Raw genomic sequence first — 17,624 nt, 5'->3', positions numbered from 1 at the left:
AAATTGACTACAGTTAATCCATAGGATGTTCAGGTTTGCTCTCGCTCATTAAAAGCATAAAACTCCTAGAGCGAGCGACAATATTGAAACCTGCCTCATAATGCAATTCTGGGCCTTTAGGATTATTAGTATCTACAACAAGAGTCCATTTTTCACCATAACGTTTATCTGGAAGAGTGAAAGTAATTGGCTCATAATGTGCGTTAAATATGAGGATAAAATCATTATCAACCATTCTGCTTCCATACCAGTCTGTTTCTGGAATGTCAGAACCGTTCAAATAAACCATTACTGAAAGCGCATGGGTATTTGACCAGTCTTCCATGTCCATAACTGTACCGTTATGATCAAGCCACTCTACTTGTGGAATATCGGACACGTCATCACTTGCAGATCTGCCTGTAAAGAATCTACGACGATGCAAAACAGGATGACTCAAACGCAAATGAATTAACTTTGAAACGAAATCAAACATATCACGCTGAGTTTCGTCGTAATTCCAACTCATCCACGAAATGCTATTATCTTGGCAGTAAGCATTATTATTACCGTGCTGGGTACGCATAACTTCGTCTCCAGCACAAATCATAGGTATACCCTGGCTTACAAGTAAAGTAGAGAACAAATTACGAATTTGTCTCTCACGCAACTCATTAACATCGTGAATATTTGTTGGGCCTTCTACGCCGCAATTCCACGAACGATTATCGTTTGCTCCGTCCCTATTGCCTTCCTTATTGGCTTCATTATGTTTCTCGTTATAGCTCACTAAATCGTTCATAGTAAAACCATCATGAGCAGTTATAAAGTTTACAGAAGCAACAGGTTTACGACCATTCTGCTCATATAAATCAGAACTACCCATTAAACGACTAGCGAACTCAGGTAAAGTCGAAGGTTGAGAACGCCAAAAATCACGTACACAATCACGATATCGGCCATTCCATTCAGACCAACTTGCAGGGAAACCACCCACCTGGTAGCCACCTACGCCAATATCCCAAGGCTCAGCAATAAGCTTAACATTAGAAATTATAGGATCCTGCTCAATAATATCGAAGAATGCGGAAAGCTTATCAACTTCCTGGAACTGTCGAGCCAAAGTAGCAGCCAAATCGAAACGGAAACCATCAACATGCATTTGCGTAACCCAATATCGCAAACTGTCGGTAATTAAACGCAAAGCTTTAGGCGAACGCATCAACAGAGAATTTCCAGTACCTGTAGTATCAAAATAATGACGCTGATCATTATCTACAAGACGGTAATAAGCACGATTGTCTATTCCACGGAAACTCAATGTAGGACCACGGTCATTACCTTCTGCAGTGTGGTTGTAAACAACATCAAGAATAACTTCCATTCCAGCAGCATGATAAGCCTTTACCATGGATTTAAACTCATTCACCTGCTCGCCACGCTGCCCAGAACTTGAATAAGAATTTTGCGGAGCAAAGAATCCAATTGTGTTATAACCCCAATAGTTACTCAGCCCTTTATTCTGCAGGAAAGAATCATTTACGAACTGATGAATAGGCATTAGCTCAATAGCTGTAACACCAAGCTTTTTCAAATACGCTATAACATCTGGATGAGCTAAACCAGCGTACGTTCCACGAATTTCAGGAGGAACTTTGCGATCCAAATTAGTCATACCACGAACATGTGCTTCATAAATAACACAATCATGGTAAGGAATCATTGGATGCTGATCATTACCCCAATCGAAATATGGGTTAATAACCGCTGCTTTCATAGTATGAGGCGCTGAATCTAAAGTATTCATTGCTGTAACATCATCTGGATTATTGAACCAGTACGAGAACAAGCTTTCATCACCATCAATATTTCCTTCTATAGCCTTCGCATAAGGGTCAAGAAGTAATTTGTGTGGATTACACCACAAACCATGAGCAGGGTCATAAGGACCATGAACACGATAACCATATCTTTGACCTGGCTGAATTCCAGACACATAAACATGCCACACATAGGAATTCTGCTCGATCATATCGATACGAGTTTCATTATCCTGCTCATCAAACAAGCATAATTCAACGCGCTTTGCAACTTCGGAAAACAGCGCAAAATTCACGCCGGCACCATCATAATTGGCTCCAAGCGGATACATAGATCCTGGTCTAATCTGCATAGTTACAGTATCTCATATATTCGCTAAAGTTTCATAACAGTGTCGGCGTTATTTGTAAAAACTTAACTAAAATTTGTAAAACTACACGTATTTCATGCAAAACACGAAACAACTAATGTATAACGTAATTCCAAGGATCGCACGCAATACCAAACCAAGTAACTTCTGGTCTAGCTCCAGAAACATTCTCAACAGCATCAGCAATATCTGGTATTGCATAGTTGAACCATAAAGATTCTATAGCACTGTGAGAAGTGTTTATTATAGCAGGTCGAACCCTATTATTTGTTTCGTTCATTAAACCACAAGACTGTCGTAACTGTAATTCGTAACGTGAACGCTCAATCGAATCCAAAGTAGGATGATGCCTCATATCGCTAGTAACATACACGTCAGCTTCGCACTCTCGTACCTTATCCAAGTATGAGTCACCAGCTCCAGGAACAACTGCAACACGACGAACCATAGTATTAATATCACCGCAAACTTGTACACCAACTTGTGTTTGTGGCAAAGCATCGAACACTCTCTGAGCAAAATCGCGTAAAGCCATAGGTGCAGGAAGCTCACCAACTCGTCCAATACCGACTTCTCTACCGTACAAATCAGTGTCTTTCGAAGGAACAAGCGGATGCAAATATTGTAATCCAAAATAATCAGCAGCAGCGTGAGCAACACCACGCCAGGCAACATCAGCGTTAGTATGACCAACCCACAATGCGCAGTGACTCTCTACCAAATAGCGTACAATCTCACCTCTAACACCATTGCCAGAGACTTCATGTACAGGCTTATAAAAAAGCGGATGATGCGTTATAAGCAAATCACCATCCATACCGCAAGCTCTACGAACCGTAGCTAGTGTAGGATCAGAAACGCAAACAATTCGATGAACCTGGGAAGACAAATCACCTACTATTAATCCAGGAGCATCCCACGATTCCGCATTCTTTAATGGATACAATGATTCAAGTGCCTGAACAGTTTGATATAACGTAGTCATAAATCTTCCTCTCTATAACCTAGTTCTGCATCTTACTTGCACTAAATACGCACAAATAAAACAACACTGTTAATACTCTACTATAACAATCAAATGCTTCTAAAAACATACATAATTTTAAGTATCTTTAATGCGCAGCCAACTGCCAATCCGCACCAACTCCTGTTGAGACATTCAGCGGAACTTTAAGCTCCACAGCATGTTCCATTGCTTCACGAACGATAGATTCAACCTGCTGCTCTTCTCCTTGAGCAATTTCTAAGACTAATTCGTCATGAATTTGCAAGATTACACGACTTGCTACATTAGCTTTTTTAAGATTTTCATCTACACGAATCATGGCAATTTTCATAATATCCGCTGCAGTTCCCTGTATTGGAGCGTTTAAAGCTCCCCTCTCAGCGGCTTCACGCGCAACCCTATTTGCAGAAGATAACTGCGGGAAATAGCGTCTTCTACCAAACATTGTTTCTGTATACCCTAGTTTTCGCGCTTTATCTACTAAAGATTCAAGATAGTCGTGAACATTGCCGAATGTACTAAAATACTTATTTTTGAGCACTTCAGCTTCAGCAGGCGTAATACCCAGCTGTTTAGCCAAACCGTAAGTACTTAAACCATACGCAAGACCGTAACTCATAGCTTTTACGTGACTTCGCTGATCTGCACTAACTTCTTCCATAGGAATGTTATAAACAAGGCTTGCCACATATTTATGAAAATCAACACCCGAGCAGAAAGCTTTAATTAATGACTCGTCTGAAGAAGCATGAGCCATTATTCGCAACTCAACTTGCGAATAATCACAACTCATCAAAGACTCGTATCCTTCACCTGGAACAAAAGCTGCACGAATTTCCCTACCAATAGCATTACGATTAGGTATATTTTGCAAATTAGGATCCGACGAACTTAAACGTCCAGTAGAAGCAACCGTTTGCTCAAAAGTAGTATGAATACGAGTATCATGCAAATTAGTTGCATCTATAAGACTTTGCACAATCTGCTTTAATTTATTAGTTTCACGATATTTAAGCAAAGCTCCCAAAAATTGGCTAGGTTTTTCTTCTGGATCAAGCTTCGCATACATAGCTTGTAGAGCTTCAGCATTCGTAGTATAAGAGCCATTCTTAGTTCTACGAGTAGGTTTCAAACCCATATCTTCAAAAATAGTCTTACGCAACTGCTTTGGACTCTGTAAATTAACGCGATCACCAGCAATATCCCATGCAAGATTTTGAGCAAATTCAGAATCAGCTACAAATTTATTGCGCATGTCAAGCAAACGCCTCATGTCTACAGCAGCACCAACATCTTCCATTTTGCGCAAGACTCTAGAAACAGGCATTTCAAGGTTTACCATAAGACCAGTTTGCTTACGAGCATCAAGTTTAGGCGCAAAATATCTAGACAAAAAAAGAATAAGCATAGCTGTCTGCAGAAGCTGCTTTTCTTTTTGAAGACTAATATCGTCATCACTATTTTGAGATTCATCATTATCATACGAGAGTATATCTAACTCGCCTTGCTCAGCTGTATTCGCAAGATCTTGTGAGCCTTCTAACCGTATATCAAGAAAATGTTCAGCCAAACTTTCTATACTCTCGGCAGTAAAATCAGGTTCCACTAAATAAGCAGCAAGTCGAGTATCAATAAGAGGATTAATGTCACTTTTTATAGAATCATCATATTCTTTAGTGCAATACAATGCTAATGAATTTAAAAGCCCCAAAGTCTTTTTATAATCATAAACAATTGTTATTGGAATGTATTTTTGTATTAAAGCACGTAATTGTGAAATAATCTCACTACTATTTTTTAAATCGCTAGCGTTCACTATTGCAGCTTTATTTCCTGCTAGCATAACTATTGAATTAGCACGCAAACTAGTGCTATCTTCACCAAATCTAGTTTGAGCGTATAAGATTATTTCTTTTCTATCTTTTAAAGGCTTGTAGCAAGTAAGATCAGAATTTATGAAAATAGTAGAATTACTATTTTCTTCTTCTAAAGATTTTTTACCACTATTTTTTTCTATCTCACTAATATACGAGCCGATGGTATCGCTAAGATGTTTAGACCACTGTTCTACATCTTCTTTAGATTTGATTCTTACTACGCTTATGCTATCTACGATTTCTTGGAAACGATTCATATCGTCGCATAAGTTAGAATCAATGTTCTCGCTTATATTTTCAGAATTCGCATCATTGCAAGCAGATTCCATAATTCTAATAGACGAATCGATATCTAATTTATTGCCTTTACTAAAAGTTTTTAAAATCTTACGTTTTTTAGCGTCACCAAACTCTAGTTGAGTAAGTAACTTTCCTAATTCATCTGCATGAACATTACCATAGTCTAATTCGTTAACACTAACACCAAGGTCCAAATCACAAACAAGCGCATTAACTTTACGATTTAACAACACTTGATCTATATTTTCTCTTAAAGACTCTCCTTTTTTACCAGAGATTTCATTAGCGTGATCAAGAACCCCTTGCAAATTACCAAATTGCTGAAGCCACTTAGCTGCATACCCATCGCCTACTCCAGGAACTCCAGGAATATTATCTGAAGTTTCACCTCGCAACGCTGCTAGATCTGGGTATTGTGAAGGTGTTACATGGTATTTTTCCTCCACAGCTTCAGCATCCATCTCTTTAAGATCTTTAAAATGATGACCAGGATACAACACAGTAATATTGTCATTAATTAACTGAAATGCGTCACGATCACCAGACAACACTAATGTTTTGTATCCAGCTTCGGAACCCATTGTAGCTAGAGTTCCTATAATGTCGTCACCTTCATAACCAGTTTTTACTATGTAAGTTACACCCAATGCATCCAACATTTTTTGGATTATTGGAAGTTGCGTAAGAAGTTCTTCCGGTGTTGCATCTCTAGTAGCTTTATACTGAGGAAGCAATTTATTTCTAAAAGTTCCACCTTTAACGTCGAAGGCTATAGCAAGCTTATCAGGATGCTTTTTCTCAATAACTTGAGAAAGCATAGTAACAAAACCCCAGATAGCATTAGTAGCTTGACCTGATCTCGTAGAAAAGTTATCTGCAGCAACCGCATAAAAAGCACGGAATGCAAGAGAGTGGCCATCTACAACCAACAACGTCTCTTTTGCTACATACTCATTTAATGAAGATTCTGTGACGACGTCGGTACTCACTTCTGGCAACCCACCTGCATTCCGTATTCTTAAATATATTTATTAATCAATTATTGTTTGTTATTAAATTTAGAAAACTTATTACTAGTTTAATTTAGGTCACGCTTCGGCAGAACTACTAGGCTTATCATCACTATATTTAGCAATAATTGCCATAGCTAAACGCTTCTTAGGAATTCTCTGATCCATAGAAGTCTTTTGAATCCAGCGGAAAGCTCCCTGCTCAGAGAAACCTGCTTTGTCCATAAGCAAACCTTTTGCTCTATCAACAAGTTTTCTCTCTTCAAGAGTATCTTCCGCTTTCTTTAGCTTCTCTTCAGTTTTACGTAACTGATCTTGAGCATCCTGTAGCTTGCTTTCCGTACGCTCTACACTATCTAACAAATCATTTATTTCACTGAAACGTCCCATAGCAACTTCCAAAGCTGGAAGTAACTTAGACTCTTCATACGGCTTAGTTACATATGCCATTGCTCCAGCACCAGTTGCCTGCTTTACTAAGTCTGCTTGAGAAAATGCAGTAAGCATAACAACTGGAGCAATATTTTCATCACATATTGTTGCAGCTGCAGTAATACCATCAACAACAGGCATTTTTACGTCCATGCACACTACATCAGGACGATAAGTGCGAGTAAGTTCAATAGCTTCCTCTCCATTAGCAGCCTGCCCAACAACTTTATAATTGTTATCTTCAAGCATTGCAACTAAATCCATACGGTTAACTGCTTCATCTTCAGCAACAACAACAGTGCGTACACTACTTTCTTTAGAAGACTTAGATTCATTCCCCTCAGAGTCTTCTGCATTCGCAGCTTTACGTATTTCATCATCACTAAGAACTACAGGCATTTCGTCACCCAACTCATTGTTTACGTCCGCCAAAGACATACAAACCTCTTTCCTTAACACAGGCCTCAGGGCAGCATCGCCATGCTTATCTTTGCATAGTAAGCGCAAACACCCATATTCACAAATAATCCCACGCACAACACTATGTACAAACGAAACTATCAGCGTTTAGCTTGCGCACGCGTCATACTGTTCTGTAGATTTTACCCTCAAGCATGTATAAGACACGTCCAAAATCCTTGAATTATATAGGTTTTAACCAATAAAAGCAGCTAAGATAAAAGCTAAAGCTCCAAGTAGAGCAGATAGAACGCACATGCCAAAAGAATTACGATAATTGCCTTCTAACAAGCTCTTAATAAGCACGCGCGCTTTCATAATTATCAGTAAAATAATTAAAAGTAGAACAATTGTTAAGATAATAAATAAGAACAAAAATAGTGAGTTTGAACTTTTACTAGCATTTAATTTTGATACATCACCAATCACCCATATAGAAGGCAAAAAAGTAGATTTAACAACTGCAAAAAATACATACGCAATAGCAATAGTAGTAAACAAAGCCACTTGCAAAGATGCTAAAATTCTACCGTTTCGCTCTCCTAAACGAGCCATAGCAGTAATTTTCCCATGCTCTTTATCTTCGTTAATATCTCTAAGATTATTGATCATCATTAAACATGCAGAATATCCCCCAGGAATAAAAGATACTAAAACACAAGAAATAATATTAATCAGTGAAGTAAAATGCACGTTTTGTGAGCTTATACCAACTGAGTAAATCATTGCGCAAAGAGTTCCTAAAAATGCAACTGGACCAAAAAAGAAGAACGCACTAACTTCTCCCCAACCGCTATAACCATACGGATGCTTTCCTCCTGCATAAAACCATGCTCCAAGCAAACAAAACGCACCCAGCGCAATCATCCACCATAATCCAGATAAAACTGTGACTATAAAACCACATACGCAAGCGAATGCTGCACTTAATAAAATAGCGATCTTAACTTTTTTAGGAGATATTCCAGCATCTGCCAAACGCCATGAAACATCACATAAAGATTTATTTTTTTGACCTTGAACGGATCTTAAATTGCGATTATCATCCAATCCGCGAATACCATCGCAATAATCATTAGCGTAATTTACGGAAACTTGCATTCCTACGGCAACACACGCACAAAGCACGGCCTGAACAATAAACTGCAGTAAAACATTAGAACTAAACTGCACACCGTTAGTTTTTAACACTCTTAAAGATAATGACACTGCCATCAGTACCGGAACTAAACCGATAGGTAGTGTGTATACTCTAGCACCTTTCACCCAATAAGATACGCTTTTAATAAGTATTCGCGTATTGTTCATAACGAGTTAAACCTCTTTTAGAAAAGCTTTGGAAGCAGAATAGATGCAGCAATTGGCATTGCTATTATAAGAGCAGAAAGAAGAAGCAAAAAAGCACCTCTCCATCCAAAAACGTACTTTTTATAAGCAGATTTTCGAGTACGTAAATAGAATCCTCTCTCCTCCGCAGCTAAAGCGCAACTATCCGCTTTACGAACTGACGAAACCAATAATGGAACGATAAGAGGCATCATCAACTTCAGCTTTTTGAAAGGATTTTTTGTATCAAATTCAACACCACGAGCCATTTGAGCCTCGGTAATTTGCGACATTTCGTAGGCAAAAATTGGCACAAATCTTACAGCAGTCATAATTGTAAAAGCGTAGCAGTAAGGAACATGCAAGTATTGGACAACAGCATTAGCTAAATCATTAAGCTTAGTAACACTAAGAACGCTGATCAAAGGAAGAGCAAAACAGAAAAGTCTTAACGACGCTTTAACGCCTATTTCAATACCATATCTTGTGAACCATAAGAACAAATAGTTTCCGCTTTGTGCAATAGCAGTTTGAAGAATGAACATAACGCATGAAAGTATGAACATAGCTTTTACAAGCGGGAATAAAGCTTTAAAAACTCGAGCACAAGCCATGCCTATTAGAATTAACACAGCGAGCGAAATTAAAACAGTGTATTGTTGCGCTAAAAATACGCTTATAACAACGCTTATAGCAAGTACAAGTTTGGCAATAGGATTAGCTTTATGAAACAGCGTGTTGCCTGAATTATAATTTAAAATTCTCGTTTGCATACACTCATCACCTTTATTGTTCTACTATCTTCTATCTATTATTATTTGGCTTTTCGTAAAGCTTCTACTAATTCACTTCTTTCATACAATCCTTTGCATTGAGTGAATCCTTTAGATACTAAGCCTTGAGAAACTGCACACAAAAGCGGAGGATATAATGCTGCTTCTTCACAAACATCACGCTGCTCAAACACAGTATTAGAAGACCCTTCACAAACAAGTTTTCCATTATTAACAACAACAAGTCTTGTAGCAAAATCAAGAACAACTTCCATATCGTGACATACCATAATCACACAGCAACCGTTTTCGCGTAACCGTTCAACAACTTGCATAATTCGCATACATTCAAGATAATCTAGTCCGCAAGTAGGCTCGTCAAGAAGTAAAATTTTAGGCTTTGTTACAACAGTTGCAGCCAAAGCTACCATCTGCCTTTGCCCGCGAGAAAGCATAAACGGACTATCTTTAGGATTAAGATTAAGCTCCTCAATAATTTTCATAGCTTTTTTATTAGCTTCTTCTTCACTATCTCCTAGCAAAGTGCAGCTTAAAGATACTTCTTCAAGAACAGTTTCTTTACACAATTGTCGATCAGGATTTTGAAAAAGCGTAGACACATAAGCTGCAATCTGACTTATTTTCATTGGCTTAGTGCTAACAGAATCAATATATATTGAACCTTCCGTAGGCTTTAGTAAACCGTTTATTAGTTTAGTAATAGTAGTTTTACCTGCTCCGTTTCGACCTACTAAAGCAACTAATTCTCCAGCGTAAGCGTCGAAAGATACTTTATTCAAAGCTTCTACACCGTTTTTGTATTGGAAACTTACTTCTTTCAAAGAAAGACGAGGCGTTGAATTTTCAGAAATATTATTTCTAGTAGTTTCGAACTCACTTATTTTTTTAGCAGATTGAATTACAGAAGTACCGGAATATTTTTCAGCAGTATTAATAGTATTAACTATTGTATTTACAGTCTCTTCTACCCCTACAGGAAGATTTTCATTAGAGCATATTTTTTCATCCTGCAACTGTTTTACTAAATGCGTTGTTCTAGGATAATTAATTCCAACGTTTGAAAGTAAATCTATATTTTGCAAAGCTTTAGAAACTGGAGCATCAAGCACAAGTTCTCCTTTAGAAAGAACTATAAGACGCTTGCAATACTCACTTAGCAATGCAACTTTCTGCTCTATAACTACGATAGTAATACCAAAATTCTTGTTTAAATCACTCAGTATAGAAAAAATAGTTCTAGAGGAAACAGGATCTAAAGCGCAAGTTGGCTCATCTAATACCATAACTTTTGGTTTAAGTGCCAAAATTGCAGCAATAGCAACTTTTTGTTTCTGTCCGCCTGAAAGAGTGTCTAAATCACGATTCTTTAACTCAGAAATACCAACAGTTTCTAAAGCCTCATCTATTCTGTTAGGTATTTCTTCATGCGATACTCCAAAATTTTCTAGACCAAAAAGAAGCTCATCTTCAACATTTACGGCAACCATTTGTGCATCTATGTCTTGAATTACTGAACCAATTAAACACGCTATATTTGTAAGAGCAAGTTTGTTAGTATCATGACCCGCTATTTTTACACTTCCTGAAAGAACACCAGAATAGTGATGAGGAATTGCACCAGAAAAAAGCGAAGCAAGCGTTGTTTTACCAGCACCACTTGGGCCAATAATTCCAACAAATTCACCCTCATCCACTCTCAAATTAATATTTTTCAAAGCGTAACGTTCAGTTTTATTATCCGGATTATTGCTATCACTGCTGCTACGGTTTGAGTACTGAAAAGATACTTCATCAAGTTCAAGTAAAGAACAACTAACTTGCGAGCTGCCAGTTTCTTCAGCAACATTCTCTTTTTCTTTATGAAGCGCGGCAGATTCTTCATTAAAAGACATAACAAATCCCTAACTTTTCACAAACCCTAATAGGCACAATATTATTAATGGTAGCCGATACGCTTACCTTTTACATTGAAAACAACTTCAACAAACGCAAGTTGACGCCAATCATATATTGACTGGCATCAACTCACGCATGCTGAAATTAATTTTCAATTATCTATTTACTTTATTTGCGAATAACAAATTTCAATGGAGTATGAAGAACTCCAACAATTACAGCATTAAAAACTGCAGTTCCAAATACAATCGGAGCCATAACAATCATAGTCTTAGGAGAATGCATTATAAATGTAGAGGCTACAGAAGCAAAAATCATTCCAGATACAACAGTTGTAATAAACGTTGCTATTAATGGAAATACGCTTACTTTACGATTAGCATCCTTAGGGAAGAAACGAACATAAGCAAGAACTAGTAAAGTCATAACAACAGCTGCAACAATATCACACAAATAATTCATGAAAGGAATAGTAGCAGTAATTTGCATTAATGTTGCTGCAAGAGCGCCGATAATAGCACCCTGATATACTTTTGGACGAATCAATAAAATAGATAAGCAATATGATGCTATCAAAAAATTAGGTTTAATATTTCCAGCAATAGCAAGAGCTTTACCAGCAGTAAAATCAAGAATGCAGCCGGCTGCGAAAAGAACAGCTACAATCAGTAGTGAATTAATATCAAGCGTACGTTTTTTTACACTACTGCCTTCTAATATTGCAGATGTAGAGTTTTTAACTTGTACACCATTTTTATTTGCATTAATCATTTTTATCTCCTTTTAATACTTGCAAATATATTTTTAAAAATTACTTGTGAAGAATAAGCTTAAGTGGGCTGTAAAGCACTTCAACAATTACTGCATTAAAAGCTGCAGTCCCAGCAACAACAACCGCAAAAATTGGAATCATATTAGGATTCTTAATAACGAACAAAGCAGCGCAAATGCCGAAAATTAAGCCAGATATTAAAGTAGCAATAAATGTTGCAATGAATGGGAATACGCTTACTTTACGATTAGCATCCTTAGGGAAGAAACGAACATAAGCAAGAACAAGAATAGTCATAATAGTAGCTGCAGGAATATCGCATACATACTCAAGTAACGGTACTGAAGTATTAATCTGAATTAATGTTGCTGCAAGAGCGCCGATAATAGCACCCTGATAGACCTTCGGACGAAGTAACAAAATAGACAAGCAGAAGGAAGCAATAACAAACTCAGGTTGAATATTTCCACCTATAGAAAGCATTTTAGCTACTGTAAAATCAAGAATGCAGCCGGCTGCGAAAAGAACAGCTACAAGCACAAGAGACGTAATATCAAGCGCATTCTTCTTTACTTGCATATTACCTAAAATTTCTGCAGCTGATTCTTTAATAGTTGAAGAGTCTTTAGCAATTGCAATATCATCAGAATTTAATTCTGCTTTTGTTGCTTTTGTTGCTTTTGTCATTATCTTTCTCCTTGACTTTTGAGTAATCTCAATTTTTGAAAATTTCTTAAGAAATTACTTAGTTTTCCGGTTTTATTTCAGTTGATTTCTAATTTGCAATTAATTGATAGGCTTGGATATAAAAAAGACCCCCGGGTTCACCCGGAGGTCTTACAAGCCTAAAATTTTATGCAGCTTCTAGAACTTCAGAGTAAACTCACGCCAAAGAGAAGACTGCCACCACCACATACGAAAAGCGCTACGAGCATTACGGACTTCAGCATTAACAGTACGCATAATATCCGCTCCTTTCGCACTTAAAACTTAACTATGTGTGGTCAATTCACAAACTCAATCCGTAAAAATTACGATCTTTGTTTGTGTTGTCATCGATGCTAACACTATAAAAGTACAAATGCAATCTAATTTATAAAAAATATTTTTCGCAGAATCTTGCAGAAAAAATTAAAGCAAAATCATAATTCTCAATAATCCTTTATATAACAGGAAAAAATCAGCATATTGAAAAAGAAAAATGCTCGGATTTTGCAAAGAAAATTTTTGCAAAACGCCGAGCATTATTTAAACATGCTGAAATTTACAAAACAACTAGTTTTTATTAGCTATTCGTAATTTTGCAGCAATAATACGTTTTACAGACTGATCAATACGACTTTGACTAATATCTCCCTTTTTAACAGCATTAATCACAGCATTGTAAGCCTGGTGTAAATCTTGTGGGCACAAAAGCATATCCAAACCTGCTTTAATGCCAGTAATAGCAGCATCAGCTGAATTGTATTTATTCGTTATAGCACCCATTCCTAAAGAGTCAGAAATCAAAATGCCCTTATAACCAAGTTTTTCGCGAGCAATATCAGTCATAATCTTTTTAGACATACTAGCTGGGGTATTATCGCCGGTAACTTTAGGATATGAGACATGACTTACCATAATAAAACTCACACCATTTCGTACAGCATCTTTGAATGGAACTAAATCAGTTTTGTCTAGTTCACTCTCAGTAATCTGAGAAATAGTAGTTCCTTTATGAGAATCAGTAAAGGTAGAACCATGACCAGGGAAATGCTTATAAGTGGCAAAAACGTGCGAATCCCACAAGCCATTACTGAAAGCACTTGTCATTCGAGCAACTAAAGCAGGATCTGAGCCGAAAGAACGATATTTTATAAGCATGTTTCTCGGATTCGTAAGAACATCCGCAACAGGAGCAAAATCAACATTAAAACCAAGATCAGAAAGATACGATCCCATATACTTTCCAATTTTTTTAGCATTATTAACATCACCACTAGCGCCAACATCGCTCATATTTGGTGATTTATTAACACCCATAGATTTATTTATACTAACTCTTGCAACAGTTCCGCCTTCTTCATCAACTGAAATAAAAGCTGGCAAAGAAAGCCTAGACTCACTAATCTTCTGCAATCCAGAAATCATAGTTTTAGTTTGATTACTATTCTGCAAATTGTCTGCACTGTACATAACTCCGCCAACAGGAAGAGCATCAAAAGACTGTTTAGTTTGGGAACCAGAAGCAGTTACGACTCCTTTAAATCCGCTTAAATCTTCTGGACGAACCATAAACATTTGCGCAACTTTATCTTCTAGAGTCATTTTTGCGAGGATAGTATCGACGTTTCTGTTATCTTCAACTATTGCTTTGTTTTTACTATTATCATTATTTTTTATACGTTTAGCATCATTACTAATTTTGATTTTAGTAGAAGACTGCTGACGTGACTGTATAGTCTTAGAAGAAAACTCAGAATGTAAAACCTTCAAAGCAAACATCATAGCTACACAAAGTAAAGCCATAATAGAAACAATTACCACGAAAACAGCTATACGTTTGCCAGTATTAGATACGCCTATCTGTTGATCGTAATCATTACTATGATACGCGGAATTGCGACGCCTCATTTTTTCAACACTACGCATTCTATTGCGCATTCTACGGTCTCGCATAGTTATCCTCAACTTTATTTACAGAGCACACAATTCATGTATGCAACCAAAAAGTAAAATCATATAAGATATTTTCTGCTTGCAACACTTAAATAAAAGTACTGCAAGCAGAAAATATATTTTACAACGAACTAATATCACCACTTATTCGCATTACACGTAAAACGTAGATTTATTAGTTAGTCTTATTAACCTCACACACATAACCTGTTTTACCGCTAAATGTTTTCTGCAAATATGGCGTACTAAACAGATTATCTCGCTGATCGTTCCACGACCACTGATCGTCAACCTTCCACAGCATCATATACATTTCAGGTTCACCATCTTTATCTGTGTGACTTGGCTCTCCAGGCATCCAATTCTCATAACCCATATCTTCGCCGGTTGCCCAATGAGCAAATATTCCTCCGTCACTTCGTTCAGAGGTATAACCGCCAATCCAAACGTACTTTATACCTTCTTTTTCGGCTAAGTCTATAAGCTTCTGCTCCTTTTCTTTAGTACTTGCAGTAGCCAATAAGCCGCCATCCTTCATGCAAGAGTTATTTGCCTGAGTCCATGTGGCATCTTCTTTATGCATTACAAGATCAGTCTTATTTGACTTATTTTTGCTGTATTTCTTCTTTGCTGGCTTAAACGACAAATCGTCACCAATACCACCAGAAGTATGGTCCTTAGAATCAGCAACTAAAGCAGAAATAACTCGATCACTGTAAGGATCAGAACCGGAATCCGAATCATATTCAAGGCAATAAACGTTATCTTGGTTTACTTTGATGCGCTTCAAAATATCATTCATATCTGAAATAGAGTTAATATCCCAGAAGTAACCGTTTGTTTTATTAGCAATATTCTGCAAAATACTGGAATCAGCATCACTCGTGCCAATTAAGTAAACAGGTATGTTATTTGTTTTAGCTAACTCAATAACATCGTCTGCAGAATGACGGCTTGCATTATCTTCACCATCAGTAAAAGCTATAACGCAGTTAAAACCTTCATGGTTTGCAGCATTTGTAACGCCAGTGTACAAGGCGTCGTACAAAGCTGTACCTCCATCTGCAGATATGCTGTTAATACCGTTTAATAAACGATCCTTATCATTAGTGTATGTTGCCATATACATGATGTAATTATCAAACGATATAAGCTCAGCTTTATCTCCCCTCTTGTAGTTAAGAGTTCGCACAAAGTCACTCATAGTCTCTTGCATAGTGTTCATAGATGAATCCATGGAACCAGATTTATCTAACACAATTTCGTAGTTAACGCTCTGTTTATCTTTAATTCGTTCAACTTTACGTATTACACGCTCCGCTTCACGACCACCGCCGATCTTCTCTTTGATTGCGGCTGTAGGAGAATTAATTTCCAAAGCTTTACCGTTTTTATCAGTAAGCGAGAAGTACAGCTTTACGTGAGGATAATGCGAAACATCCGCATCCACTATTTTCACTGTATAATCCTTGTACTTCTTTGATTTCATTAAATCAGCTCGTAAAGTTTTATAGCTAATTCCTTGAACATCCGAACTCGTCTTGCTTTGACTCATTCGGTACCATACAAACGCGCCCAAGCTAGCAAGTATTACTGCAATTGCTGCAATTATTGCAATAATAGTATTTCTTAATCTACGAGAACTTGCTTCTTTATCGTAAGGATTTGGCCCATAGCCTGAAGGAATTCCTCCATTAAAATTACCTGCTCCTCCTGGCACTCTCATTTGATTAGGAGCTCCGCCATATGGACCGCCATAAAAACCAGCATTTGATCCACCGTATGTTCCGCCAGGATTCACATTAGGAGCACCTGTAGGAGCACCACCAGTAGCACCTGTAGTAGCACCACCGACGTTAGGTATTCTGCCAGGGACTCCTCCATTTGAAACAGGAGAGCCACTAGAAGATCCACTTAAGCCATTATTTATGTTACGTGCAGAAGTGGAAGCACCTCTTGATCCTCTTGACATTCCATCAGCAACAGACTTAATAGCAGAACCAGCCGCATGCCCAGTTGCAGCAGCAACATGCCCGGCTGCAGAAGCAACATTTCCAGCTGCAGACGCAGCATGTCCAGTTGCAGCAGCAGCCCCAGCCGCCCCAGCAATATTACCAGCAGCATTTCCTGCAGCGCCAGCAGCAGCGCCAGCAGCAGCATTTCCTGCAGCGCCAGCAGAACCACTTAACATGGCACTTGCAGCACCAGCGACAAAACCACTAGCTCCAGCTGCAGCACCACCAATAAAACCTTTTGCAAGTCCTCCAGATTCAGCTGCACTATCAGCAGCTTCAGCATCCTCTGAAACTCCAGCAGCTTCAGACATGCCAGTAGCATTACTAGCATTGTTAACAGCATTACCAGCAAATTGAGGATTCATAGAATATTCTGGATTAACAAAATTCTGCTCTAAATTAGGTTTACCAGCTGGCAAACCGAAATTCCCACCAGCATTTGCCTGAGGAGGCATCATTTGAGAAGCAGGATTAACTACACCGCTATTACCTTGCGGTGTTGTTCGCAGCATCTGAGTCTCTGCAATATCAGCATTTCCTATAGCTTGATTTGGCTGAGAAACTGCCGACTGAGAAGTATACTGACCATTTTGCTGATTAAATACTTGAGTATAAGCTTCTTGAGACGATTGCTGAGTAGGCATAACCTGCGTCTCTTGAACCGGCATAACCTGAGTTTCCTGAACCGGCATAACTTTCGTCTCCTGCAAAGACTGTTGCTGAGCAGAATCATTCACAGCCTGAACAGGACTACCACATTCTGAGCAAAATTGCATATTGTTATCAATGCGTGCTCCACAATTAGGACAATACATGCGAAACTCTTTCCCTAACGAGCATATTCGTATAAGCAATCAAACTCATACAGGCTTAAAAACACACTCTCTCACAAGATTATATACTTTTATA

11 protein-coding genes are annotated in these 17,624 nt (G+C 37.9%); all 11 read right to left on the bottom strand.

Annotated elements, in window-relative coordinates:
* Nucleotides 1-13 precede the first annotated feature (13 nt).
* Entirely contained in the window at nt 14-2,152 is a 2,139-nt protein-coding gene (glgX, locus tag ACPFYS_RS00085) for a glycogen debranching protein GlgX (protein WP_427876740.1), read from the bottom strand.
* A gap of 112 nt (nt 2,153-2,264) precedes the next feature.
* A complete protein-coding gene (locus ACPFYS_RS00080) occupies nt 2,265-3,155 on the bottom strand; it encodes a Nif3-like dinuclear metal center hexameric protein (protein WP_427876738.1) in 891 nt (296 codons plus the stop codon).
* A gap of 127 nt (nt 3,156-3,282) precedes the next feature.
* A complete protein-coding gene (polA, locus tag ACPFYS_RS00075; protein ID WP_427876736.1) occupies nt 3,283-6,342 on the bottom strand; it encodes a DNA polymerase I in 3,060 nt (1,019 codons plus the stop codon).
* Nucleotides 6,343-6,441: 99 nt separating this feature from the next.
* Nucleotides 6,442-7,233, bottom strand: a complete 792-nt coding sequence (locus tag ACPFYS_RS00070; RefSeq protein ID WP_427876734.1) for an ANTAR domain-containing response regulator — start codon at nt 7,231-7,233, stop codon at nt 6,442-6,444.
* Between the two features lie 216 nt (nt 7,234-7,449).
* A complete protein-coding gene (gene menA, locus ACPFYS_RS00065) occupies nt 7,450-8,541 on the bottom strand; it encodes a 1,4-dihydroxy-2-naphthoate octaprenyltransferase (protein ID WP_427877687.1) in 1,092 nt (363 codons plus the stop codon).
* Nucleotides 8,542-8,579: 38 nt separating this feature from the next.
* Nucleotides 8,580-9,353 (bottom strand): energy-coupling factor transporter transmembrane component T family protein, encoded by a 774-nt coding sequence (locus tag ACPFYS_RS00060; protein ID WP_427876732.1) that lies wholly within the window; start codon nt 9,351-9,353, stop codon nt 8,580-8,582.
* Nucleotides 9,354-9,394: 41 nt separating this feature from the next.
* Entirely contained in the window at nt 9,395-11,266 is a 1,872-nt protein-coding gene (locus ACPFYS_RS00055) for an ABC transporter ATP-binding protein (RefSeq protein ID WP_427876730.1), read from the bottom strand.
* Between the two features lie 172 nt (nt 11,267-11,438).
* The gene (locus ACPFYS_RS00050; protein ID WP_427876728.1) at nt 11,439-12,041 is read right to left on the bottom strand and encodes a tryptophan transporter; all 603 of its coding nucleotides are present in this window, start codon (nt 12,039-12,041) and stop codon (nt 11,439-11,441) included.
* A 40-nt stretch (nt 12,042-12,081) separates the two neighbouring features.
* A complete protein-coding gene (locus tag ACPFYS_RS00045; RefSeq protein WP_427877686.1) occupies nt 12,082-12,621 on the bottom strand; it encodes a tryptophan transporter in 540 nt (179 codons plus the stop codon).
* A 696-nt stretch (nt 12,622-13,317) separates the two neighbouring features.
* Nucleotides 13,318-14,655: a glycoside hydrolase family 3 protein gene (locus ACPFYS_RS00040; RefSeq protein WP_427876726.1), complete on the bottom strand. Its 1,338-nt coding sequence runs from the start codon at nt 14,653-14,655 to the stop codon at nt 13,318-13,320.
* Nucleotides 14,656-14,875: 220 nt separating this feature from the next.
* Complete coding sequence (locus ACPFYS_RS00035) at nt 14,876-17,530, bottom strand: VWA domain-containing protein (RefSeq protein WP_427876724.1); 2,655 nt, start codon at nt 17,528-17,530, stop codon at nt 14,876-14,878.
* Nucleotides 17,531-17,624 lie beyond the last annotated feature (94 nt).

Origin of the sequence: Gardnerella sp. 2492 (assembly GCF_050320365.1) — a bacterium.
In the GTDB taxonomy this organism is placed as follows: Bacteria; Actinomycetota; Actinomycetes; order Actinomycetales; family Bifidobacteriaceae; genus Bifidobacterium.
The sequence above is the reverse complement of the archived record's forward strand: the minus strand, read 5'-3'. Positions and strand labels throughout refer to the sequence as shown.

Excerpts from the sequence above, each read along its gene's own strand:
- ACPFYS_RS00055 (WP_427876730.1), bottom strand. The coding sequence starts at position 11,266 with ATGTCTTTTAATGAAGAATCTGCCGCGCTTCATAAAGAAAAAGAGAAT.
- glgX (WP_427876740.1), bottom strand. The coding sequence starts at position 2,152 with ATGCAGATTAGACCAGGATCTATGTATCCGCTTGGAGCCAATTATGAT.
- ACPFYS_RS00050 (WP_427876728.1), bottom strand. The coding sequence starts at position 12,041 with ATGATTAATGCAAATAAAAATGGTGTACAAGTTAAAAACTCTACATCT.
- ACPFYS_RS00060 (WP_427876732.1), bottom strand. The coding sequence starts at position 9,353 with ATGCAAACGAGAATTTTAAATTATAATTCAGGCAACACGCTGTTTCAT.
- ACPFYS_RS00040 (WP_427876726.1), bottom strand. The coding sequence starts at position 14,655 with ATGAGGCGTCGCAATTCCGCGTATCATAGTAATGATTACGATCAACAG.
- ACPFYS_RS00080 (WP_427876738.1), bottom strand. The coding sequence starts at position 3,155 with ATGACTACGTTATATCAAACTGTTCAGGCACTTGAATCATTGTATCCA.
- ACPFYS_RS00045 (WP_427877686.1), bottom strand. The coding sequence starts at position 12,621 with ATGCAAGTAAAGAAGAATGCGCTTGATATTACGTCTCTTGTGCTTGTA.
- ACPFYS_RS00035 (WP_427876724.1), bottom strand. The coding sequence starts at position 17,530 with ATGTATTGTCCTAATTGTGGAGCACGCATTGATAACAATATGCAATTT.
- ACPFYS_RS00070 (WP_427876734.1), bottom strand. The coding sequence starts at position 7,233 with ATGTCTTTGGCGGACGTAAACAATGAGTTGGGTGACGAAATGCCTGTA.